The organism is Chryseobacterium sp. Bi04 (genome assembly GCF_918698085.1).
Lineage (GTDB): Bacteria > Bacteroidota > Bacteroidia > Flavobacteriales > Weeksellaceae > Chryseobacterium.
In genome coordinates this window covers 220,797-245,949 of sequence record NZ_CAKKLP010000002.1, presented here as the reverse complement: position 1 = coordinate 245,949, position 25,153 = coordinate 220,797, and the positions used below count along the sequence as shown (strand labels likewise).

At 36.2% G+C, this 25,153-nt stretch carries 9 protein-coding genes; 2 read left to right on the top strand and 7 right to left on the bottom strand.

Annotation, left to right across the window (positions count from 1 at the left end):
• Window positions 1-3: 3 nt before the first annotated feature.
• The 4 genes from LQV47_RS05370 to LQV47_RS05355 form a co-directional block, all read right to left on the bottom strand.
• Complete coding sequence (locus LQV47_RS05370; protein ID WP_230034631.1) at window positions 4-1,863, bottom strand: glycoside hydrolase family 13 protein; 1,860 nt, start codon at window positions 1,861-1,863, stop codon at window positions 4-6.
• A gap of 191 nt (window positions 1,864-2,054) precedes the next feature.
• Entirely contained in the window at window positions 2,055-2,621 is a 567-nt protein-coding gene (locus LQV47_RS05365; RefSeq protein ID WP_230034629.1) for a hypothetical protein, read from the bottom strand.
• The gene (locus tag LQV47_RS05360) at window positions 2,581-12,900 is read right to left on the bottom strand and encodes an RHS repeat-associated core domain-containing protein (RefSeq protein WP_230034627.1); all 10,320 of its coding nucleotides are present in this window, start codon (window positions 12,898-12,900) and stop codon (window positions 2,581-2,583) included. Before LQV47_RS05360 ends, LQV47_RS05365 begins: the two co-directional genes overlap by 41 nt.
• A 22-nt stretch (window positions 12,901-12,922) precedes the next feature.
• Window positions 12,923-14,299: a T9SS type A sorting domain-containing protein gene (locus LQV47_RS05355; protein ID WP_230034625.1), complete on the bottom strand. Its 1,377-nt coding sequence runs from the start codon at window positions 14,297-14,299 to the stop codon at window positions 12,923-12,925.
• A 652-nt stretch (window positions 14,300-14,951) separates the two neighbouring features.
• Between LQV47_RS05355 and LQV47_RS05350 the strand changes: the two genes are divergently transcribed.
• Complete coding sequence (locus LQV47_RS05350) at window positions 14,952-15,923, top strand: sterol desaturase family protein (protein ID WP_230034623.1); 972 nt, start codon at window positions 14,952-14,954, stop codon at window positions 15,921-15,923.
• 87 nt (window positions 15,924-16,010) lie between these two features.
• Here the strand turns inward: LQV47_RS05350 and LQV47_RS05345 are convergent, their stop codons facing one another.
• From LQV47_RS05345 to LQV47_RS05335, 3 genes are all read right to left on the bottom strand, one after another.
• Window positions 16,011-18,167 (bottom strand): glycoside hydrolase family 97 protein, encoded by a 2,157-nt coding sequence (locus LQV47_RS05345; RefSeq protein WP_230034621.1) that lies wholly within the window; start codon window positions 18,165-18,167, stop codon window positions 16,011-16,013.
• A 75-nt stretch (window positions 18,168-18,242) separates the two neighbouring features.
• Window positions 18,243-19,847, bottom strand: coding sequence for a RagB/SusD family nutrient uptake outer membrane protein (locus LQV47_RS05340; RefSeq protein WP_230034618.1), 1,605 nt, complete (start codon window positions 19,845-19,847; stop codon window positions 18,243-18,245).
• Window positions 19,848-19,859: 12 nt separating this feature from the next.
• Window positions 19,860-22,643, bottom strand: coding sequence for a SusC/RagA family TonB-linked outer membrane protein (locus LQV47_RS05335; RefSeq protein ID WP_230034944.1), 2,784 nt, complete (start codon window positions 22,641-22,643; stop codon window positions 19,860-19,862).
• Window positions 22,644-22,980: 337 nt separating this feature from the next.
• On the opposite strand from LQV47_RS05335, the gene metG reads away from it, so the two are divergent.
• Entirely contained in the window at window positions 22,981-25,017 is a 2,037-nt protein-coding gene (gene metG / locus LQV47_RS05330; RefSeq protein WP_230034616.1) for a methionine--tRNA ligase, read from the top strand.
• Window positions 25,018-25,153: the final 136 nt, after the last annotated feature.

Genomic DNA, 25,153 nt, shown 5'->3' with positions numbered 1-25,153 from the left:
ATTTTATTTTTCAAGTTCAATGATTAACGGGGTTTTTGCCGGTACCGTTAAGCTGTTCTGTATTGACAGTTCTTTTCCTGAAATAACATCTTTTCCTTTTGAAAATCCTTTGAGTGATTCTTCAAAACGTTTTAGGTCTAACGTCTGATCTTTTTCATTATTATTCACGATCACCATTACGCTTTCTTTTTCGTTATATCTGAAATAAGTAAAAATACCATCCTGCGGAACGTAATTTTTAGTTTTACCACTATGAATCACCTCTTTACCTTTTCTCCAGTTCAGTAATTTGCTGGTGAACTGAAAGAATTCTTTTTGTTCAGCGGTTTGTGAAGATGGGTTGAATGCATTCTGTTTATCTGATTTCCATCCGCCGGGAAAATCTCTGCGGATATCTGCATCTCCTCCTTTGTTTTTATCTCCACGCATTCCTATTTCTGATCCGTAATAAATCTGGGGGATTCCGCGAACTGTGGAAATCATGGCAAGGCCCATTTTATAGGCTTTGGGATCAGCATTGAAGATCTCGTTCCATCTTTCGGTATCATGATTTTCAAAGAAAACCAATATATTATTAATATCCGGATACAGGAAATCACTGGTAAAGGAATCGTAAATTTTTATCATTCCTGTATTCCAGCTTTCTTTCTCTTTAAAAGCTTTAGGCATATCTGCAAACAGCATAAAATCCATTACTGACGGTAAATTGGAGTTATAGCCTGCCGCTTCTCCTGTTTTGGAATTTTTCTGCCAGGCTGAAATTTGCCCTGGTGTATACAGCCAGGTTTCGCCTACGATATTAAATTTGGGATATTCGTCGGTAATCGCTTTGGCCCATTTCGCCATTGCTTCTTTATCATTATAAGGATAAGTATCTACACGAAATCCTCCTAATCCGGCATATTCTATCCACCAGATCGCATTTTGTGTCAGGTATTTTAAAACTAAAGGATTGTTTTGATTGATATCAGGCATTGTTTTATCAAACCAGCCATCCAGCGCATATTTTTTATCAATATCTGAAGCATTGGTATCAAACTGTGTGGTGGTTTTATAATTGGAACGTTTGAAGCCTTCATCTCCGTCCTTAAACCAATGGATCCAATCTTTTGTTGGAAGATCTTTGATCATCCAGTGTGAAGTTCCCCAGTGGTTGGTCACATAATCCATCACCAGCTTCATATTCCTTTTATTCAGTTCGTGGGATAAACTTTTGTATTCTTCGTTGGTTCCGTATCGGGAGTCTATTGTATAGAGATCAGTTTGGGCGTATCCATGATAGGAATAGACTTTTTCATTGTCTTCATTCACCGGAGTTAACCAGACTGCTGTGGCACCAAGGTTCTGAATATAGTCCAGGTTATTAATGATTCCCCGAAGATCTCCGCCATGTCTGCCATTGGGTAAGCTGCGGTCTACTTTCTCCGTCAGTTCAGGTCTGGAATCATTTTTTTCATCACCATTGGCAAAACGATCCGGCATAATCAGATACATGACATCTTTTGAGGTAAAAGATTCGCGGTTTGCAGAATTAGGTTCTCTCTGTTTCAGTTCGTACATATAAGAGGCGAGATTCTTCTTCCCTTTTTTGATATTGATAGAAAACTTAGGAACATTTATTTCACCGGTATTGACGGTAATAAAAACATAGTTTGGATTTTCAACTTTCTGAACACCCTTAATCTGTACACCGTCTGAAAGGGTGATTTCATGATTCGCGATATCTTTCCCGTACACTAAAAGCTGTAGTTCGGGGTTTTTCATTCCCTTCCACCAAAATGCCGGCTCTACTTTTTCCAATGTTTTTTGAGAAAAAGCGGCAGAAGCTACGGAAAGGGCTAATGCTGCATAAATTGTCTTCATAGTAATGGACAATTTAGCATTAAAAATTTAAATAGAGGGTATTTAATAATGACTAAAATTTTACAATTCAATTCTACCAGATTATAATGACCAATTGATTTTCATAATTAAATGATCTCTAAAACCTATATCAATAAAATAGCCAACTCAGAGAGCTGGCTGTTTTATGATATGCTATTGAAGGTATGAATTTATTTTTTGAGGATTATTTTTTTTAGAATATCCAGTCTCTGATCTCCATTTATTTGTTTTCCGGTAAGATCATTCTTAAAAATTTCACTAATAGTATCATTTTTAGTAAAAAGTTGAACACTTTGTCCTGCATATTTTCCTGCATAATTTCTGTTAAAATAATCTCGTGACCATACCATTATACTATCATTGAATATATACTTAACATCTACTTTGGAGAAGCTTGTAAAAGCTTTCTCAGAATTGGCTAGTGGTAATTGATGTTCACAATACCAATATTTCCCTTTATTCAAATATAAAATAGAATCAAATTTATAAAAGGTAGTATTCTTTTTATTGATTGAGATTGTCTTTACTGAATCTTTCTCTTTAAATATCTGATAAAAATTTCCATTATAGGAATCAATATCATTTATTTTTTCAATACCTGATAAAGAAAACTCATTAAAGTACTTATAATTAACTTCCTTAGTTATGTTCTTGTCTTTTTGGGAGCAAGAACATAATACCAAGAGCGCGAGAATATTACTTAGTGCTATCTTTTTTATTCCAATTGAACCATCCATTTTGTCTAATTTTTAAATCATATACTTCTTTTGATTTTTGATTGGGTGAAAAAATATGATAATCATTTACATCACCACCTTCACTTGCCTCGGGAGAATTTAAATAACTTGAATTCCCCTTATAGGTATAACCAGAAGGTACACTATGATCAGAGGTAAACACCATTGATTGTGTAATATCTGAAAATGACTGCATCATTTTTTTCGCATCAGCATCATTCTGGGCTGTAACGAGACATTCTCCAATAAACACCAATTTACCTTTTAATAAGTTACCTAAATGTTTAAACTGAGAGCTTGTACTCTCCAGTATTTTCGTTTCTGTACCATTTGGTGTTTGAACCTCCACTGGACCACCGTTTGGCATTTTTGCATGATATGCAGATTCACTTCCTATTTGGAAAAACCCCTGATTACCATGTTGAGAGACAGACAAGGCACTGAAGTCCACATTTTGACTTTTCAATTTTTTAATTGACTGGGCAAGGCCATTTATTCCTGATACAAAAATCATAGGCATGCCCTGTTGCTTGGCTGCTTTATATTCGGACAGCATAGCAGCATCTGATTTATAATTTAAAGGCAGGACTAAAACAGTACCATAGTTTTTATTTTTACTGATATTTTCATATCTGTATCTAGGGCGAGGCTCTCTTCCATCGGGATCTATCAGATTTATTGGATTGTCAAATGTATAAGCATATGGATTCCAGCTAGCATAGCTTCCTGCCATAGGATCCACTCCATACCAAATACTCAACCTAGGATTATAATATCTTGCTCCATAATAATACAGACTAGTTTCTTCATCTAGTTCTTTAGCATTAAATTTATAAGGATTATTATAAGCTCCAGTCATCTGCTCTGCCATAGTTTCTCCAAAAGGTAAATTTAAGAAAAACTGAGTAGGTTTCATATCCTGGTTCGTCACAAAAGTAGCTGTTCCCAAATGATCTCCATGCAGATAATAAACACCTGCCTGAAGTTGTGGTCCCTTAGCTAATTCAATTTTTACCTGACTGAAATCTATTCCTGCTTTTTCAAGATACCGCTTCAGATCAGCTCCATTATTTTTATCTTTTGAAGCAATCCCGGGGTTAGCCTGCTGTCTCATGGTTGGAAAGTCAAAGTCCATAATTCGGCTTGCTACTCTTTCTGATCCTGCAAAATAGTGTTTTGTGAGCATTTTATTTGAATTCTCCACATGATAAGCATTAGGATATATCTTAAAACTATTGACCTGGATTGTTCCTGGATCTATAACCTGTCCATTCTGGTAGAGTTGCGCTCCTTGTTCCAGGTTACATTTAATTATTCTTTCTCCTTTATCATCGTAAACATAATACTGGAAAACACCTTGACTTTCTCTGTTAACAGCCTTCAAACGATCCTGCTCGTCCCATAATAACTGATCGGATTCTCCATACTTATTATATCTTGTTACATTCCCATTATAATCGTATTCAAATTTTTCATACTGCCCGGTACTTGCATTTTCAATATGCTCTACTTTATGGGTACCTGATACATAATAATATCTGTTATCATATGAATTCAAATCATTTACATTACCATCCTGATTATGTTTCTGATACTTCTGTTCAATTCCACCAGCATTATTGTATGCCATAGTCATTTCAAAATCTGAAGCGGTTGTACCAAAATGAGTCTGTGGATCTCCGGTAAAGCTTCCATCAGAAGAAGTAAGCCTGTTCAAATGATCATATTTATAATTGAAAATATAATTCCCTCCCATTTCATTATATACTCCAGCAGTATTTTTCAGCTCTGTGATATTCCCTACATAATCATATTTATAATCATTTCTCAGAAGATCCGTTCCATAATAATCTTTAAGACGGTGGGTATTCAGTTTTCTGTCAGCTGCAGTGTATGTAAATTCCGATTTCGTACCATTACCTAGCTCAATAGAGGCTCTCTGCTCATATTGGTCATAAACAATCTCTTTAACATATTCATACCCCTCCTTGTTGTGTATTCTTTTAAGATTACCTCCAAGATCGTATTCATACTGTACAAGCTCTCCATCTGCATACGTAAGGTTTTGGATTCTGTTCCAGCTGTCATACTCAAATAAAGTCCTGAATTCCATATTGGGAATTCCATATCCTGAAATCGTTTTATGCTCCATTACCACTTCCCCCATATTTCCATATTCAAACTTGGTTGTTCCGGAATTATCTGATTGGAAAATAACTTTTCCAGCATTATTTCCTGAACCTGGAGGCCCATATTCATAATGAACATTAGAAGGATTAGCTCCTGGCAGATCCGGGAATTTCACATCAGAAAGTCTGTTAATATCATAAACATAATGAATATACTGCTGAGCAGAACTTGTGTTTTCCATATTAGTAGTAAACAATCTGATCATATTTCCAGCAGGGTCATATTCATATTTATTTACACCATGATCCGGATGTTCCACCTGGGTTCTTCTCCCTCCCTTGTCATAAGTATACAATGTTTTAATACCTGTTGGATCTTCAGTGGACTTCAATTCTCCAATCGTATTATAGTTGTACTTCGTAGTCAATGCCTGTCCATTCAGATAACTTTTAACCTGCATCGTTTTTCCTTCTGAACTTGTAAATGTTTCGGATTTAAGCTGAGTATTACTATTCTGAAATAGAACTAACGTACTCTTTAACATATTATTTTCAACAGAATACATTGTATTAGCTGTATGGAATAATTCATCGACCGTAACTGCAACTCTATCTTTAGTATCTCTTTGGATTGAGGAATAAAAAGGTGAAGGCGCACTCATATTAAGCCACACATTTGTATGATTCGGATCATTAGGAGGATACTTATTTTCAAAGATCGGATGATGCTGTGAAATAGCCCTTCCCACCACGTCATAAATAGTTCTTCCTGACACTGACATTTTTTCCTCTCCATTCAGCAGTATATCTTTTTTAGTCTGCACCACTTTCCCCCAACCATCTGAAAACGTCATCGTTTCTATCGGATTGGATGGGTCCTGTGGATTATAATTTTGTGTTAAACACCAATAATAATTACTAACATATCCCAAATTTGGATTGGGCGTTCCATATGTATTATAAGAATATTTAACGGTATAGGGTGCCCCTGCTTCTTTTTCTTTAGGAGCCAGTATTTTGGCAATACGTCCTTTAGCATCATATTCATATTCGGTAGTATTCCCAGAAGCATCGGTAGTTTGTCTTACCACATCAAATTTTGGATCATAATCTGATGATGAAGTAAACCCAAAAACATCCTTTGTAGTCACTACATACTTATGGGTATCCGTATCATATTGATAATCTAAAATATACCGTTCTCCGTTTTCATTCTCTGGATACATAATGTTCACTATATTTCCAAAAGAATCGTAGGTAATATCGGTATTTGCTATTTCTGAACTGTTCAATTTAGCAGAAACCTGAAGTATTAGACCTGTGTTAGGATCTATCTTTGTTGATCTTTCACGGATTGGATTGGATGTGGATAATGCTTCATAGACCTTTATTGATCTAGGTATGCTTATAATATTGTTAGGAGACGGATAATTATGATAATCAATCACGGTATTATAAGTAGCAGAATTGCTAAAATGCATCATTTGCTTAACAAAACCTTTATCCGTATAATCTAATCCTTCTCCCACTTGGGTATATCCTCCATTTTCAATATTTTTCTTTCTGGTATTCACCAATAATGCAATGGCCATTTTTCGACCTTCCTTACCTCCTGTATCAAAAGTTTCAGCAAGGGAACTGTTCATATCCAGTCGTGTGTTATTATCCTTAAATTTATAAATATTGTAAGTATACTCTGTTGAAGCATTAAGGTCATTTACACCTGTATACATCTCAACTTTTTTCAATTTACCATTTAGAAAATAACTCTTATTTTCATAATAATCTATCTGTGACCTGTAGATATTATTGCTATACCACATATCATAAGTAGTTACTTTTTCAAATCCAAAAAACTCACGTTCACGTCTGTCATATTTTCCCCCTTCATATTTAAATGTTTTTACAATATCCTTATTATTTGTTGGTGATAGATACGTTGGTGAGAAGATATCCGGATTCATCACTCTGACTTCTTTCATCACCAATCTTCCATGAGAATCATTATAAGTGGGTTTCACAAACTCGTAATCCAAACCAAAAACACTAAATGGCGCTTTATCTTTGAAATTGGTAACAGTTTTCAGTTTATTGGTTCTTCCAATTGTTGAATAATTTACTACAAATCCGTTGTCTTTAGAAACTACCAGATCCGGGAAGCCATCACCATTCATATCTTTAAAGGATTTATCTACTTCAGCAATGGAAAGCCCCATATTTCCGGTCACCTGACCTCCTATTTTCAGATAGATCAGTGGAATTGGTGGGAATGGCCACCATACAATCGGGAATGTGTAGTAATAGCCTGCTCCTACAGAAACTCCCCCTCTATAGGTTTTAGATTCGTTATTATAGTCTAATCCTCCACCATTTCTAAACAGTTCAACAGCATTAGAAAATCTGTTTCCAAGGTTGTACTTTACATACGTATTAGAACTTCCAACAATTAAAATATCTGCCAACCCATCAGCGTTGATATCTTCAAAAGTGGTTTTAGATGAACCTAATGCTGCAGATGCACCCGCACTCGCACTTACTACCAGTCCGCTCATCCCTCCAAAATCAAATCCCAGACTGAAACCAAGTGATCCTACAGGACCCGATGCAAAGGTTTCTGCGTTTTTATAACTGTAGCCACTATCCAAACCATATCCTAAATTAAGGTAATACTTCATATTGCTTGAACCCCCGCCTGTAACTCTATCTGCTAATCCATCTCCATTCACATCCATCCAATAAGATTCTCCCGAATCTTTAGAATCATAATTTACAGAAGCCTGTGCAGACCATGATGCAGAGGTCTCAATTCCACTATTCATTGCTATGTTAGGGCTATACGAGTACTGATTGGTATTACTTCTTACTTCTCCGTTTCTGGATGAAGCCCCTGTCTGGATAAATTTAGCCGCTGAATATTGTGGAGACAATGATTTGGAATAACTGTCTGTATTAGATATATAAGCATTTACAAAAGGATTACGCAATCCTCCATGTCCTCCGGTAGAATTAGTGATCTGCATAGCATCTTTATACACCACATCCGGATAACCGTCACCATTCATATCCATAAAGTCCTGTAAAGCAATGTTACCATCTCCTACTAAAACAGAGCTTGCATTTTGAATTCCAAAATTAAATAAGCTTCCGCTTAATGTATTCGTTCTGGATTTACTGTAATATTTTTTATTAATAGAGAACATTTTGGTGTCTACATTACCCTGAAGAAGCAAATTATCCGGTAAGTCAGGATTCGCTGTCTGTGGATTGAAGAAACCACTTGCTGTTTCATTATCCTTGAATGAATCTGCCATTGCATATTGCTCAGGACCTACCCCGATCCATTTTTCAGTATAGGTAGTAACTTCATTGTCTCTTGGACCTGTTACCTGCTTATATACAGTTGGGTTTAATACCGTTACCGGTTTAGGTCCAAAATTAGCAGGGTTTTGATAGAATCCTGTATTGCTGATCTGCTGGGCAATACACTGTGCTGTTTCATCCTGTGTAGCAAGGTTATTGCACATCGGGAAATTAAGGTTTACCGGTATATTCACTTCCTGCATGGATGCAAGATTGATCAAACGTCCATAATTATCTGAAGGAGTTGCCGGATTCAGCATAAAACCATCAGTATTCCCAGTAGGAACTACATCAGCATATTCATTATAAAGGAACTGGCTCCAGTTATGATAAAACTGACCTATATTTTCTAATGCTGAGGAATTTATTGAGGTATGGTTAACAGCAGCTATGAATGTATTAGCTCCATAATAAATATTAAATGGATTATTTTGAAATAAAGCACTGTAAGCTTTATAAAAATCATAGTCTGCCTTAGTTTTACAATATACCTGAATATTTAAAGTGACTCCACCTATTGGTGCACTAAAAATATCACCTGTATAAAATTCAGCAGGAGAGTTTCCGGAAATTATCTGATTATTATTGACCATATCTAGTTCAACAATACTTCCGGAGCTATTCATAGGAGACATTATCCTTCTTTTAGTGGCAATAGCTCCGTTGCTTTTAACAATATAGTAAAAGCTACCCGCAGGAAGACTTGGATTAGAAGGAATATTTTTATTAATCCCAATTTTATAAGTATTCACACCACTTGGGATATTAAGATATTGCATGTCTATCACAGGATTAAATTCTGTAATAACATCAGAAGGATACCCTGCTACAGCAGTATAATTTTGTGGATTTCCTGATGTAGGAGAATAATCTACATTAATTCTATTCCAGTTAACATCTCTAAAAGTAGTGTGGGAATCTGATTCCACAACAAAATTGATCGTAGCCGGAACATCATTTGTACTAAAGGACAAACTTGTTACATTTGCTACCCCCGGGTATAATGGAACGGTATCAAATGGAATATTACTTTTAGCATAGGTCTTAGAGTATATTACCTCTCCTGTAGTGGAGCTTGCCGTAGTTTTAATAATTTTAAAGGTAATATCATCCTGAGAATTTGGAAACGTAATTTTTGGAACTGTAATGCTAATGTTTCCCGGCGTATCTATAGAAATAGGTTTGGTATGATTATTTAAAAGGAAATTATAACTGTATGCACCATTATTAGCCCTGAACCCGTCCTGAGAAAGTCCTATAGAAATAGGTTTAGGAATTCCCACATAGCTTATCGTAGGATTAGACATCACTTTAAAGCTGTAATTGTCATTTTTATGCAGCCTTATAAATACTTTATCTCCCGATTTCACGTATAATTTTGAAGCATCATTAACTCCTAAATGATCAGTACTTGAAGGTGGCAGAGCCTGTATTTGAGAATAATACGCATTATAGCTGGTAATTGATATATATTCTGACGGCATTCCTGCTGTAAATTCTTTTAAATAAATTCTCCCATTTTTATCAGGAGTAGCAGGGTTTTTAATTTCCACCGAATACTGTGCCTTAGCATTAGGTACATTCTCAACCTGCACATTATCTTCAAACCTAATGTATCCGTCTCTTGAAGCTACCCAGACTTTAACAACATCATTTTTAGAGATATCCTGCCAGGTTCCTTCCAGTGGAGAATTATGCTGGATCATGGTATCTGCAACAATCACCATATTTTCTGTATTGTCACTATATTGAGTCATTTCAACAAATCCATCTGTTGGATTGATTCTTCCGAAAAGGACCCGCCCATCCTGGGCTACATCCATCACTCCGTCAGAGTTGGCATCCAAAATAAAAGATGAGGTTTCACTTTTACTGGTGGCCCACATCTGTGAGAAGTTAAATCCAATTCCAAAAACGTTGACACCAGCATCATAACCTATATTCTGGGTTTTGGTTTTAGTAAGGGAAAAATTACTGTTCAGATAGCGTATAGGTCTTTCCTGTCCGAAACTGATATTCGCACCCGAAAGGTTTCCTGAACGAAGAAATAGTCCGCTACTTGGCTTTCTATAAATCAGATCTGGAATTCCATCGCCATCAAAATCCATAAGTTCCTGGGCTTTTTTAGCTTCTGCTTCTGAATGGCCCAAATTAAAAGATGCCATTACATGGCCATACGCTCTGGTAGGACCAGGCAGAAGAAAGTCTAAACCAACCCCTGGTACTCTTCCGTTCACCCCCCATTCAAATGTATTGTTAGCTGAAATCTTAGAAGGTTTCAAAAAATTAGGTAAAATGGGAAATGCATCTCCCCCACCTCCGGCATTAATATCTACAGAACCTCCAAAATTGACAGGACTGCTATTGGGTGTACTTTTGATATCATCAAAATATTCAAAGTCAAATTGTTCGGTTAGTAAGCTATTGTAAGCAACATCATTAGATGTATCCTTGTGTACTACACTTCTCAATAATGTTTTAAAAAACTGACCTTCCTTATAGGTGAATGTATAGGTTCTTATCAGCTCGCCATCATATTTTACATATATTTTAGATAGTTTATAGGGTTCTACTTCCTTCACTCCTCTTTTAGCATTGATACTGATATCCTGTCTGGTAATCCTGCTTTCTTTTTCAAATTCAACGGTATAATACTTGAGGTTTTGACCATCCATCTTCGTATAAGTGATTTTACTGATATGGAAATATTGTCCTCCGTTTAAGTTTTCATTTTCAGCAGTAAGCCCCTGTAATTTTATATTTTCATATTCATATTCAATGTAATTTTTGAGAGCGTCCTGCTCTCTCCATACTCCCCAGTGAACAATATTACCATTGCCATCTTTAATAACCGTATTTTCAATAACTCCAGATTCATTACCTCCATAGTAGACTTTACCTCCCTTCGTATTGGTAACTACCCATCTGTAATCTTTAGGAGTCGTTCCATATCTCTCAATTTTTGAAAAATCGTGATTTCTTCTAAGGAAAAAAGTCTTTTTATTATCGATTAACAGAGTATCCCGTTTTTGCTTCCTAGTAGTGAATATACTGCTGGTTTCACTGATATCATTATGCCTATGAGGCAAATAATTACCGTCATATACTAGGGTTTCACCATTTAAAGAATATAATTCAGTTTCTGTCTGACTATCAAAGCTTGGTGCACCCCAACGAGTATCTATACTGAGCGATAAAATGCCATTAACATCCCATCCTTCTCCCATCCAGCCATTAGATTTATTACTATCATAAGAAACACTGATATTAGGCTGCATCCCTTTCCTTCCAGATGGAATTACAATAGGGTACGACACATTTGATCCTCCCTTTTGATTCGCACTTGGAGGAGAAATAAAATTTCTTGCTGCTGCAGCATCACCTGCTTTCAATCCGCTTATTCCCGTAGGATTAGAGGCGCTGAGTTGGGGAGATTCCGGTACAGAAATAATTCCATTGATATAGTCTCCATCTCCATCAGTTTCTACGGTTACCATTTTTGTTTCTGTATTCACTACAGAAGTAGGGTCTTCAATCCATTTTCTTGAATTGTAATCAAAATAAAATGCTTTAATTTCTTTAGCAGATCTTACGCCAAGTTTTTTCTCATCATAAGGAAAGGACAGTTTCACTTTTTTGGTAAAATTTCCTGACTTGGTATTTATACGATACGCAGCAGCATTTACAGATAGGTTTTTAATTTCCCCGACAACAGAAGGATAATCCTTTTTTCTCAATTTCAGTATTTCAACCTGCCCGGATTCTGCTACTGAATTCTTGTCAATGCTTACCATAGCATTCTCATACTTTTCATTGTATTCTGAGTCTTTTGATACATTGACAATGAAAGGTGCAAACCTGGCTTCATTTACAATTTTAAACGAAGCTACACTTTGAGAAAACGGATATTGTGTTGTTCCAACAGAAGACGTAACAGATACAAATCCTCTTTTTTTATCTTCATCTGATAACTTAACAATGGTTTCGAATTCTCCCCTGGAAGATTCCACCATCTGACCATTGATGTTTACAGTCTGAGATCCCCAATGGCTATCCGAACCTTTTACATATAAATGGTCTTCGGAAAGAAGTGTGGAAATATTGTTTTGTGGGTTCAGATTTTTTTCAAGTACTATTTTTACATTCTTTACCCGATATTTTATTCCGTTCAATGAAGAAGTAAAGAGAATCGTATTTTTTCCCTGATGTAATGAATTCAAACTAATCTCTTCTTTTTGTGTACTCCATTTATTCCCCGGAACAATAATATCTCCCCCGAACGCAATATTTCTGTTGATAGACCTGGAGACAGATTGGTAAGAATCAAGCCCAAACAGATCATACTCCAGATATGCTGCAACATTTTGGTTTTTAACTTCCGGAAGGTTTATGGTGAAGAAATTATCTGTTGCATCATCTGATTCATCATCAGAGAATTCACCGATAATACCTTGTTTTTCTATCGATTCAAATACATTCGCCGGTTTTTCAATACGTGCGGATACTATTTCATGGAATCCTTTATTCTGAACACTCAAGCCTTCTGTGGGAGAAGGAGCTGCCGATATTTTGTTCAGCAGAGGAGTGGAATGATTAATATGATCGGATAAGGAGGATGCTGTAGTGCTATCATTTTGATGATAGACATATTTCTTCATAAGCTGAAGTTTGAAAGCCCTCACTTTCTGTCTGTCCTCTTTCGTAAAACTTGCAAAAGTAAATACTGAAGCAAAGAATACTAAGATGAGAAGATGCTTTCTTCTCAACCTAATGGGTAATTTAGTTTTCATATATTAAGGGAAATAGTATTAATTAATCAACGACCACTTTAAAAGCCTTAATCAGTTTTTTGTTTTGAGTAAGTACGACCAGGTAGGCCCCTTGTATCTTGAGGCTGTTTTGATATATCGCAATTTTCGAATCTATTTTTTCGGTAGAAAGAATTCTTCCTCCGCCATCATAAATGGCAATCTCCAATCCTTCTGTCGGCGGGAATTTTACTGTAAAATTATTATTCATTTTCACAGGATTCGGATACAGCATGTATTGGAAATCTGAAGTAGCATCACCCGGTCCTTTTGTATGGACAGGATCATGAATATTGTTTTTATCGGGTTGCTTTTCTCCGGTACTATTGGTGGCAAAAGTAAAAACAGCTGAAGTTTTTTCTTCAGGAAATTCCACCCCTGAATACTCTATCATTTCATCATTCGCTTTTCCTTGTATTTTTTTTAAACTGCCATCCTCATTTTTAATAAGCATCCAGTAATTCAGCTGCGAATTTTCAGGGTTCATCAGCTTTTTAGCGATCTGCAGCACATATCCTTTTTTAGGAATCGTCTTGCCGATAAAATTGATTTCCCAATTTCTCTTCAATATCTTTAAGTTTTCTTTCTCTTCAAAACTGAAATCTCTATTATCATCAGACCATATCGCAAATGTATAGTTGTCTAACGGAGCATTATTTTCAAAATTAGTTCTTGAAATTTTTTCCCTTCCAATACTGATTGTCTTATCCTCCTGGTTGCTGGATTGCTTCTGGTTAAGCTCATTGGCGTCATCCCTACCTATACCGGTAGGTCTGTTCTTAAAATCTTTATGTTTTTCGGGATCCCAGATCACATCCCCTTTACTGTTGAAATATTTTACACCTACCAGCGAGATTCCGTATTTAATAGACAAATAGGTATGAACCCTTTCTAAATCACTTTTTGAAAGTTTCCTGGGAACAAAAATAGCCTCATAAAGATTTTTATCTTCAAGGCCTATATTCAAACGGTCTTTAGGGTTGCTGGAAATTTGTTTAGATCCCAGATAAGAAAAAATACTGGGTTTCTTTTTCAGTTCGATGAGTTTATCACTTCCACTGCTTTTAAAAGAGGTATTGCTAAGCGCTGCAATAATATCTTTATTATACCAGATGTTTTCGTCTTCATCTGAATGATGCACAACGATTAAGGATTGGGCATCATTTTTACTGTAGGTAATAGGCTTCGGAAAATGCTGCCTTATATTACAGTTGAAGTTGAGCAATGAACCATCATCGCATTTCGAGGTTTCTCGCAACGATTCGGGTTTTGCTTTTTCCCAGATCTTATTTTTCTGATCAATAAGTTGTGCATTACCATAGAAGATACCTAAGCACAATGCAAGGCAGCTGCACACATTTAAACGGTACTGAGTTTTCATTCTCTATGAGGGTTATTAGTACAGCCAAATTAGCAAAAATTATGAAACGAGCATTAAAAATTTAAAAAAAATCAATATTTTAATAAAAAATAACCTTTACAAACCAATAAAATAAGTAAATAAATCTTATTTCATTATTGTAATAAAAAACTGAAAACAGCTTCAAACAGGACATTTTGTTAGAAAAAAATAATTAGTAAGAGTTCAGAAATCAGTTGGTTTGAAAGTAAAATTTTTTTTTTTTACTTTCAGAAAGAATTTTGAATTAATATCATACCTATTTAATAAAAAAAGCCTTAAAAACCCATTTACACATTGAAAATCAATTTATTAAATTCAAAAAGCATTACTTTACATAATATAGGCCTATATTTTGGATCCTGAAGCAAATATTCCAAAATAATGATCATCCTCAGCTTTATTATCCTATTTTTATAAAGTTTTAAAAATAGATAACAGCATATAAACTGGAAATATATTTTAACTGATTTCATTTTTCTTATTAAACAACAATCTTTTATTCATAAAACATCATCACTTCCCCGTTTTAATTCATTTATTATGGATTTAAATAAAAAATATGGTATGCGGGAGAATATTTTTTCTAAAAAACTGGTTTACAATCTGTTTTATTTTTAGTTTTACAGAAAAAATGTTTGATTTTAGTACAATGTTCCATACTGAGGGCCCAGACGTTGTTTACACGTGGACCATTCCTGTATTTGCTGCTATAATTTTTATGGAAATGGCCTACAGTCATTTTAATAAAGAGAAAATTTATGAAACCAAGGATGTAGCAACTAATGTTCTTTTTGCACTGCTCAACTATGGATTGGATATTATCATGAAAGGCTTTTCCCTGTTTGTTATGATGTTTTTTTATCATCACCGCATTTTTGACTGGCAAGAAGGGATATGGTATTGGATTGCTGTATTTCTTGCCCAGGACTTCGCTTATTATGTCCATCATTATGTAGACCATCACTCACGGGTTTTCTGGGCTGTACACATTACCCATCACAATTCTGATTATTTCAATATCAGTACAGGTTTCAGAAGCCCTGTATTCCAACCTTTGTACAGATATTTATTTTTCTCCCCGTTAGCATTCATGGGGTTTCATCCATGGCATATTTTGGTAGCCTACTCGGCTATACAAATCTATGGTACCTTTGTGCATACCCAGTCTATTAAAAGCATGGGCTTTTTAGAGTACATTTTAGTAACTCCTTCCCATCACCGCGTACATCATGCCTGTAATATCAAATATTTAGACCGTAATATGGGAATGGGACTGATTATCTGGGACAAAATCTTCGGAACATTTGAAAAAGAAGATCCCGAAGTTCCTGTAAAATACGGAGTATATCCAAAAATAAAATCTAAAGACCCGGCTACCATGCTTTTTTATGAATGGAGAAGAATAGGAAAAGATATCCGCCAGCCAGGACTTTCCTTTAAAGACAGGATAAAATATCTTTTTTACTCTCCGGGATGGAAGCACGACGGCTCCGGAAAGACGGTAAAACAATACCAAAAGGAATATAACGAAAAGATAAAAAATAAGCCATTACCCGATAAAATAGAAATTTCAGAACCAGAATATCAATATTCAGATAAATAAAATATTTAATGGAAAATCAATACTTTATTTAAAAAACAACTGCCCTGGCTCTCTGAGCCGGGGCAGTTTTATAATTGTTATAAAAATTTATTTTACAGGTTTGATAGAAACTGCGAAACCACCGCTTCTTACCATTTTAAAATTAATCTTAGACTTGCTGGTAATCTGTTTTTTGTAGATATTATAGCTTTGAGGATTGTCGATATAATCAGCATCTTTTCCATCTTCATAGATTGTTGCTTCATATTTCTTTCCTTTATCCAGGAATGAAAAATCTACAGTATACTCACGCTTATTTTCGTCTGTAATACCTCCTACAAACCAATTTTCGGTACCTTTTGCTTTTCGGGCAGTAACCACGTAATCTCCAGGCTCTGCAGATAAGATTTTAGTATCATCCCAGTCTGCAGCTACATCCTTGATAAACTGGAATGCATCCATATGCTTTTTATAGTTCTCAGGAAGGTCAGCTGCCATCTGAAGCGGCATATACATCGTTACATATAATGCTAACTGCTTAGCCAATGTAGTCTTTACAAAACGCTTATCTCCAGGGAAATAATAATCTAATTTGGTTTGGAAAATTCCTGGAGTATAATCCATTGAACCTCCCATCCATCTTGTAAAAGGAAGAACAGTCTGGTGATCTGGCTTATTTCCTCCAAAAGCCTCATATTCCGTACCACGTGCTGCTTCTGCAGAAATATAGTTTGGATAGGTCCGGCTTTCACCTGTAGGACGTACAGATTCATGAGAATTCACCATTATCTTATACTCGTTGGCTTTCTCAGCGATTCTGTAGTAATGGTTGATCGTCCATTGAGAGTAATGATGCTCCCCTCTCGGGATAATATCTCCTACATATCCTGTTTTTACTGCATCATACCCATATTTATTCATCAGCTGGAATGCTTTATCAGACCATCTTTCGTAGTTTGCTGCCGAACCGGATGTTTCATGGTGCATGATCAGCTTTATTCCCTTAGAATGAGCATAGTCATTCAGCATTTTGATATCAAAATCCGGATAAGGAGTAATGAAATCGAAAACAAAATCTTTAGAATGCCCGAACCAATCTTCCCAACCGATATTCCATCCTTCGATCAACAGTCCCTGGAAACCATTTTCAGCGGCAAAGTCGATGTATTCTTTAACTTTTGTATTGTTGGCAGCATGTTTTCCGTTTGGAGTCAGTTTTGAGAAATCCGTTTTATCAATATGAACATTCTCCGCTGTGGAATATGCCCACTGTGATTTCCCGATGATCATTTCCCACCAAACACCCATGTATTTTGTAGGGTGAATGTAAGAAGTATCGGTATACTTTGTAGGCTCGTTAAGGTTAAAGATCATCTTAGAATCCATCACCTGTTCCGCTTTTGGAGCTACAATAATTGTTCTCCAAGGTGTTGTTGACGGAGTCTGGATATATCCTTTTGCTCCCTGTCTGTCTGCTGTCAGATGTGTTTTGAATCTGAAATGCTGTGCATCAACTTCCAGATGGGATGCCGGATAATCTAATACTGCAGCTTCCGCAACGTTGATGTATAAAGGTTCTTTCCCTTCTCTTTTTAGCATTAATGGTGACTGAACTGCATTTTTCACTAACGACTGTGATGCATTGGCGTCAAATGCCTGATCCCATTTAGCAGGAATCTCAGAAACTTTTGTTTCCTGATACTGATATTCCTGAGAGTCGTAATCTGCTACCAACCACCAGGCTTTCATATCTGTAGGGAAATCGATTTCAGAATCTTCTTCTCTGATGACGAAATAATTAAGGTTTTTCTGTTGTGGAAATTCATATCTGAACCCCAGACCATCATTAAACAATCTGAATTTTACCACAATACTTCTATCTGTAGAAGCCTGGTTCAAAGTAACCGCCAACTCATTGTAATTGTTGATGTAGTTTTTCTTTTCCCCAAGAACCGGCTGCCACGTTTCATTTTTAGAATCTCTCTTTTCATCTACCTTTGCAAAACCGTTGTTTAAGTCGAATTTTGCATCTTCCGGCTTAGCAATTTCGGAAGCAAATTTTATGGCTGTGTCTTTAAATAATCTTAATCCTAATTTAGAATCTTCAACTACTACTCCCCCATTATAGGTAAGGTTATAGTAAGGTACTCCATCTTTCAGCTGAAAATTCATTTCAAACTTTCCATCCGGAGATTTTAAGGATTGTGCTTTCACACCTACAAACATCATGGAGAGCAACACTGCTCCAACTGTAATTTTCTTCATAATGACTATTTATTAACTTTAGTAAAAGAAAACGCTGCACAGAGCAGCGTTTTACTCAATTAATCTTATAATTTATTAATATCCCGGGTTTTGAATAAGATTAGGGTTAGCTACCATATCTCTTGCCGGAATCGGGAATAGGTTTCTGTAATTTTCTACCGCTTTTCCATCTTTTACATTTCCTTTCCAAGGCCATAGGTAAGCAGCCGTAGTGTATTTACCAAAACGGATAAGGTCAGTTCTCCTTGTAGACTCCCAAGATAATTCTCTGGCTCTTTCATCCAGAATAAAATCAAGGTTGATAGAGGTTACATTTCCTCCGGTATTTTCATAGGCACGTTCTCTAAGCTTATTGATATAGCTGATCGCTGTAGCCTGGTCTCCACCTCCACCGCCTCTAAGAACTGCTTCAGCATACATCAGATAGATGTCTGCCAAACGGTATAAAGGGATGTCTGCCTCTACCCAATTGGTATGAGCCCCAGCAGATCCATTACTTTTAATATTTTTATATTTGATAAAGGCATACCCATCATTAAAAGAGCCTAAATCATTAATTTCTAAATTCTGCTCCATGGTAAAAAATCGACCTCTCTTGTCATTTCCGGTGTTAGGAAATAACCCTACAAAAGATTTAGTTGTTCTTATACCACTCCAGCCTCCATTGATTCCAAAATCAGAAGAAGCCATTTTACCACCTACGGCAGCATGTACCATATAAGTAGTACCACCATTGGTCTGTGTATTGATTCCGTCAAAATTAACACTTAATATCTGCTCAGGGTTATTGATATTATTATCTGCCAGGAATAAATCTTCATATTTAGATTTTAAAGAATAACCAGCACCAATTATTTTATTACAATAAGTGATACAATCGGTATTTCTCTGTGTACCTGTATATATTTCAGCATTTAAATACAATCTAGCCAATAGTGCCCAGGCAGCAGCTTTATCCGCTCTCCCGTATTCATTGGTTCTTGGATCTTTTAACTCTCCTGCAATGGCCAGTAATTCAGACTCTATATAATCAAATAAAGCCTTCCTTTCTATTCTCTTAGGCGGGTTTGGTGTACCCGGCACATAACTTTCATCTGCAAACGGAACGTTTCCAAACATATCCAGTGCATGATAATAAGACTGTGCTCTTAAAAAGCGAGCTTCTGCTCTCATTACTTTTGCCTGGCTCAGATTATCTCCCGTAATATTATTACCTGCCAGTTTTTCGTCAGTAACATTTCTTAAAAATTCATTACAGTAGGCAATTTCTGTATATACTCTGTAATACATGGCCGCAATGAATTCATTGGAAGAGTCCCAGGTCATTTTGTGTAATGTATGCAGGTTTCCGTCATTCCATCCAATAACTGCTTCGTCAGTAGTAATTACATTAAGAGTGTACAGCAACCTTGTATACTGAGAAAAACCTCCATTGATCCCGTTAATATCACTGTCAGGCTGATCACCATCTCCACTGATCTGACCTCCCATTGCTAAACCTCCGTATAACTTTGCCAGAACATTTTTATAGTTGGAGAAATCTTTATATATATTTAACGATATAGCATCTGTGATGGGTTCTCTTTCCAAATCTTTAACACACGATGACGCCGTAGTCAACAAAAATGCCGCAGAAATTGGCAATACTATATTTCTAAGTTTAATCTTATTTAGTTTCATCTTACTTCTTATTTAAAATTGAAAGTTAAAGCCTAAAGAATAAATTCTAGGCATCTGATAATATCCGTTGTCTATTCCTCCATATACTTCAGGATCAATTCCTGAATACTTGGAAATCACAAAAATATTTTGTGCCATACCGTAAATTCTCAGGTTGCTTCCTTTTGAAAATACTTCTCCGAAATTATATCCGATATTGACATTATCCAATCTGAAGAATGATGCATTTTCAACATAAATATCAGATTTATATTGAGGCACTGAGAATTTATATTCCGGAGCAGAGGAAAATACATTCTGTAAATATTCGTTGGTAGAAGCCGACTGTAAAGAACTGTTAGAAGCCGCATTATTGTATACATAATTTCCTAATACTGCTCTTGCACTAAGGGCAAATTCCCAGTTTTTATGTGCTAATTTGGTAGAGAAACCTAAAATAGCATCCGGCGTAGTTGACTTGTAATAATACATATCTTTTGTATTGATAATTCCGTCACCGTTTCTGTCTGCATAAGCTCCATCAACAGGCTTTCCGTTCCCATCATATACCTGCTCGTAAACCCAGAATGAATTGGGAGCATATCCCACGGCATGAGCCTGAATTCTGTTACCTGAACCTCCTTCAATACCCCCTACTTCCATATTAAAGGACTCTCCGCCCCGGTCTTTCAATTTTGTAACAACCGGTTTATAATGAGTGGCGTTAAAACTTACCTCCCAGGTTGTTGTTTCATTTTTTACAGGAATTACCGTAATACTTCCTTCAATTCCTTCATTTTTCATATCCCCGATATTCTGCCAGCTTGCATTACTTAATCCTCCTGCAGGCTCATCTGCAAATACCAGTAGATCTTTAGTATCTTTTCTGAAAAGGTCGATAGATCCCGTTATTCTGTTTTTAGCAAAACCAAAATCTAATCCTATGTTCTTTGTAACCGTAGTTTCCCAGGTAAGATTCGGATTATAATTGGCAGGACGGAACATATAATAGTACTCATTACCAAACTGATAATAAGCTCCCGGATAACTTGGATTATAAGCGGCTAATGCCGGATAGTTATTCGGTTTATTTCCGTTAATTCCCAATGCAGGTAGCTCTTGCTGTCCCGTTTTACCCCATCCTGCTCTCAGTTTTAAAGTACTGATTGCAGAAATATTTTTAATGAAATTTTCTTCGTTTAGTTTCCAGGCTACAGAAACTCCAGGAAACACTCCCCATACATTATCTCTTGTTCCATTGTAGAATCTTGAAGAACCGTCCTTACGGATAGATCCTGAAATAATATATTTATTTGCTATTGTAAAAATGGCTCTTCCATAAAAAGAAAGCAGAGTATTTCGGGTTTCGAAATCCAGATCTTTTACATCGTTACCATTTCCTCTATAAGTAACAGCCCCTGGAATAAGGATATTAAAATCCTGATATGCATATCCGGCAGTAAGATCTACTCCGGTATTGATAGCAGTTATATTTTTAGTATAATTAAAATAAGTTTCCAAAAGCTTATTTTTCTTTTCCATCGAATAGAAATTCGAGCTTCCACGATCATCATAGCCAGCTCTGTATCTTCCGTCTTTTACTTTGTGTCCTTCACTTTTGGTATAGTCATATCCGGCATTTACATTGAAATGTAAGTCTGGAAGAAAGTGAAACTTATAGTCTAACTGAATATTACCCAATCCCCTGGTCACAGATGATACATCGCGAACAGCATTCATCATAGAAACCGGGTTAGAATTGGCATTTACATTCAGTTTATTTGCCAGAGTACCATTCTGGCTTTCTGTCAGAAACCATTCATAATATCCTCCATTTCCAGGGACAACATTGGTATTGTCATATATAGGTTGTGTAGGATCAAAATAAGTTGCTGCTTTGATTACTCCGGCATCAACAAACCTATTATCAGTGAATGTTCCTTTTGCATTCACATTAACCGCTAAGTGGTTATCAAAGAATTTAGGATTTAAGTTTAAACCTATAGAAGTTCTCTTGAATGAATTTGTTCTTACAATACCGTTCTGTTCATTATAACCAATGGATAAACGATAAGGAAGTCCCTTAATTCCACCTGAAAAAGCAACATTATTGTCTGTTCCCCAACCTGTCTGATAGATCTGATCCTGCCAGTTGGTATTTGCATTTCCCAGTTTTTTCTGGTAATTAGAGGATGCATACGTCTTTACAAAATTCCTAAACTCATCTGCATTCAAGACATCCACGTTCCCCATCTTAGTTGAAAGGGAGGTTACCGTTGAAAAGTTAATTTTAAACTTTCCGGCACTTCCTTTTTTTGTAGTCACCAAAATAACCCCATTGGAAGCTCTGTTACCATAAATAGCAGTTGCAGAAGCGTCTTTTAGGATATCAAACGTTTCAATATCATTAGGATTAATTAATGATAAAGGATCTGACACTCCATTTACTCCCACAAAATCCTGAGGCACACCATCAATAACGATCAATGGAGAGTTTTCTCCTCCTAGAGAAGAGGTACCTCTGATTCTGATCTTTGTTCCTGAGCCTGGAGCTCCACTGTTATTGGTAATCTGTACGCCAGGTGTCTTTCCCTGGATCAGCTGTCCTGCAGAGGTAGCTCCTCCATTGAAATCCTTTGCAGTAACTGAAGTTATAGACCCCGTAAGGTCAGATTTCTTCTGTTTTCCATACCCAATCAACACTACCTCCTCAATTTTCTTTTCCTTTGTGACAGAGTCTGTTGTCTGCGCATGCATTATTGTACTGGCCAATAAAAAAGCGGGCGCGATTTTTAATACTGTTGTAAAGTTATTCACAATCATATTTTTTTATAGTTTCGTTTTTTCAGTCATATTTTGGCTTGAAGCCAGACTCGCAATTTATAAAAAAAATAGAATTATTATAAATTTAATATAATTTTAGTTAAAATTATGTATATTACGAAACCTATTTTAGTTAAAATTTTAAATTCCAATATTTTACAACGACTTATGCATAGCATAGTATTTACACTAAATTAGCAAATTGTTAAACATTTGTTTAACTTTATTTCATATCCACATGGAAAAAAATAAAGGAGTAAGGCATAATAACTCCACAAAGAGCGGTATTCAAGAGATAATCCTTATCTTTGCAGTCAAAACTTTACTATAAATGTCAAACAGAAAGATGATTACGGCAGCTTTGCCTTATGCAAACGGACCGGTTCATATAGGGCATTTGGCAGGTGTCTATATTCCTGCGGATGTTTATGCAAGATTTCAGAGAAGATCAGGAAAAGATGTAGCGTTTATCTGTGGTTCAGATGAGCACGGAATTCCTATTACCATAAGAGCTAAGAAGGAAGGGGTTACCCCACAGGATATCGTAGATAAATATCACGAGATCATCAAAAAATCCTTTTCAGATCTGGGAATCTCTTTTGATGAATATTCAAGAACAACTTCTAAGAACCATCATGAAACCAGCCAGGACTTCTTTAAGGTTCTTTATGAAAAAGGAAAATTTACTGAAGAAATTTCTGAACAGTATTTTGATGAGCAGGCGGGAGAATTCCTTGCTGACCGTTATATTGTAGGAACCTGTCCCAACTGTGGCAACGAGAACGCTTATGGTGACCAGTGTGAGAAGTGTGGGTCTACCCTTTCTCCTTCAGAACTGATCAATCCGAAATCCATGCTCAGTGGAAATGTTCCGATCCTTAAAGAAACGAAGAACTGGTATCTTCCTTTAAATGAATATGAAGACTTCTTAAATGAATGGATTATTGAAGGGCACAAAGATGACTGGAAACCGAATGTATACGGACAGGTTAAGTCATGGTTAAATGACGGACTGAAACCACGTGCAATGACCAGAGATCTGAACTGGGGAGTTCCTGTTCCTCTTCCGAATGCAGAAGGAAAAGTACTTTACGTTTGGTTTGATGCTCCTATCGGGTATATTTCATTCACTAAAGAATGGGCTGAGAAAAACGGAAAAGACTGGAAGGATTACTGGCAAAGTGAAAGCAGTGACCTGGTACACTTTATCGGAAAGGATAATATTGTATTCCACTGTATTATTTTCCCAGCGATGATGAAAGCTCACGGAGATTATATCATGCCTGACAATGTTCCGGCTTTTGAATTCCTGAACCTTGAGAATGATAAAATCTCAACCTCAAGAAACTGGGCGGTATGGGCACACGAATATGTAGAAGATTTTCCTGGCCAGCAGGACGTATTAAGATATGCGCTTCTTTCTTCAGCTCCTGAAACAAAAGATAATAACTTTACATGGAAGGATTTTCAGACTAAGAATAATTCTGAATTGGTAGGGATCTTCGGAAACTTCATCAATAGAGTTGCAGTTCTTGTTCATAAATATTATGATGGTGTTATTCCGCAAGGGGATGTAAACAGTCCTGAATTGCAGGAGATACACAAAGCAGCAAAAGAAATTTCAGGATTCCTGGAAAACTATGAATTTAGAAATGCTTTATCAGCATTAATGAATCTTGCCCGTTTTGGAAATCAGTATCTTCAGACTGAAGAGCCTTGGAAAACTATTAAAGACAGCCCTGAAAAGGCTGCACAGTCTCTATTTGTGGGAGCACAGATTGCTGTAGCTTTAGCTCAGTTGTGTGAACCTTTCATGCCTTTCAGTTCCGAAAAGCTATTGAATATGTTCAATGTGGAAAATAAAACATGGAATGATATTGAAACCCAATCTGTTTTAATTGAAACCGGACACAAAATCAACGAATCATCCCTTCTTTTCTCAAAAATTGAAGATGATGTGATTGAAGCTCAGATTCAAAAACTAGAAGATACCAAACAAAACAATAAAAAAACAAACCCTAACGCAAATCCTATGAAAGAAGAGATCTCTTTTGATGATTTTACTAAAATAGACCTTAGAACAGCAACCATTTTAGAAGCTGAAAAGGTAGAAAAAGCAGATAAACTATTGAAACTTACTGTAGATACAGGAGTAGATGTAAGAACTGTTGTTTCGGGAATTGCCGAAAGCTTCACTCCGGAGGAATTGATTGGGAAGCAGGTAATGATCTTACTGAACCTTGCTCCAAGAAAAATCAGAGGAATTGAATCTCAGGGAATGTTACTATTAACAACTAAACCAGACGGGAAATTATCTTTCGTAACACCGGATGACAGCAATGTCGAAAACGGTATTGAGATTGGATAATTACCCATAAATCAATATTTAAAGGGGCTTTCTTTCAAGATAGCCTCTTTTTGATTCTATACAATCCGGATGATCAATTAATCAATACAGGATGAAGCAGGTACTTCAATATTGAAACGTTTTTTAGAAATAATAT

Excerpts from the sequence above, each read along its gene's own strand:
- metG (WP_230034616.1), top strand. The coding sequence starts at position 22,981 with ATGTCAAACAGAAAGATGATTACGGCAGCTTTGCCTTATGCAAACGGA.
- LQV47_RS05360 (WP_230034627.1), bottom strand. The coding sequence starts at position 12,900 with ATGAAAACTAAATTACCCATTAGGTTGAGAAGAAAGCATCTTCTCATC.
- LQV47_RS05350 (WP_230034623.1), top strand. The coding sequence starts at position 14,952 with ATGTTTGATTTTAGTACAATGTTCCATACTGAGGGCCCAGACGTTGTT.
- LQV47_RS05365 (WP_230034629.1), bottom strand. The coding sequence starts at position 2,621 with ATGGATGGTTCAATTGGAATAAAAAAGATAGCACTAAGTAATATTCTC.
- LQV47_RS05340 (WP_230034618.1), bottom strand. The coding sequence starts at position 19,847 with ATGAAACTAAATAAGATTAAACTTAGAAATATAGTATTGCCAATTTCT.
- LQV47_RS05355 (WP_230034625.1), bottom strand. The coding sequence starts at position 14,299 with ATGAAAACTCAGTACCGTTTAAATGTGTGCAGCTGCCTTGCATTGTGC.
- LQV47_RS05345 (WP_230034621.1), bottom strand. The coding sequence starts at position 18,167 with ATGAAGAAAATTACAGTTGGAGCAGTGTTGCTCTCCATGATGTTTGTA.
- LQV47_RS05370 (WP_230034631.1), bottom strand. The coding sequence starts at position 1,863 with ATGAAGACAATTTATGCAGCATTAGCCCTTTCCGTAGCTTCTGCCGCT.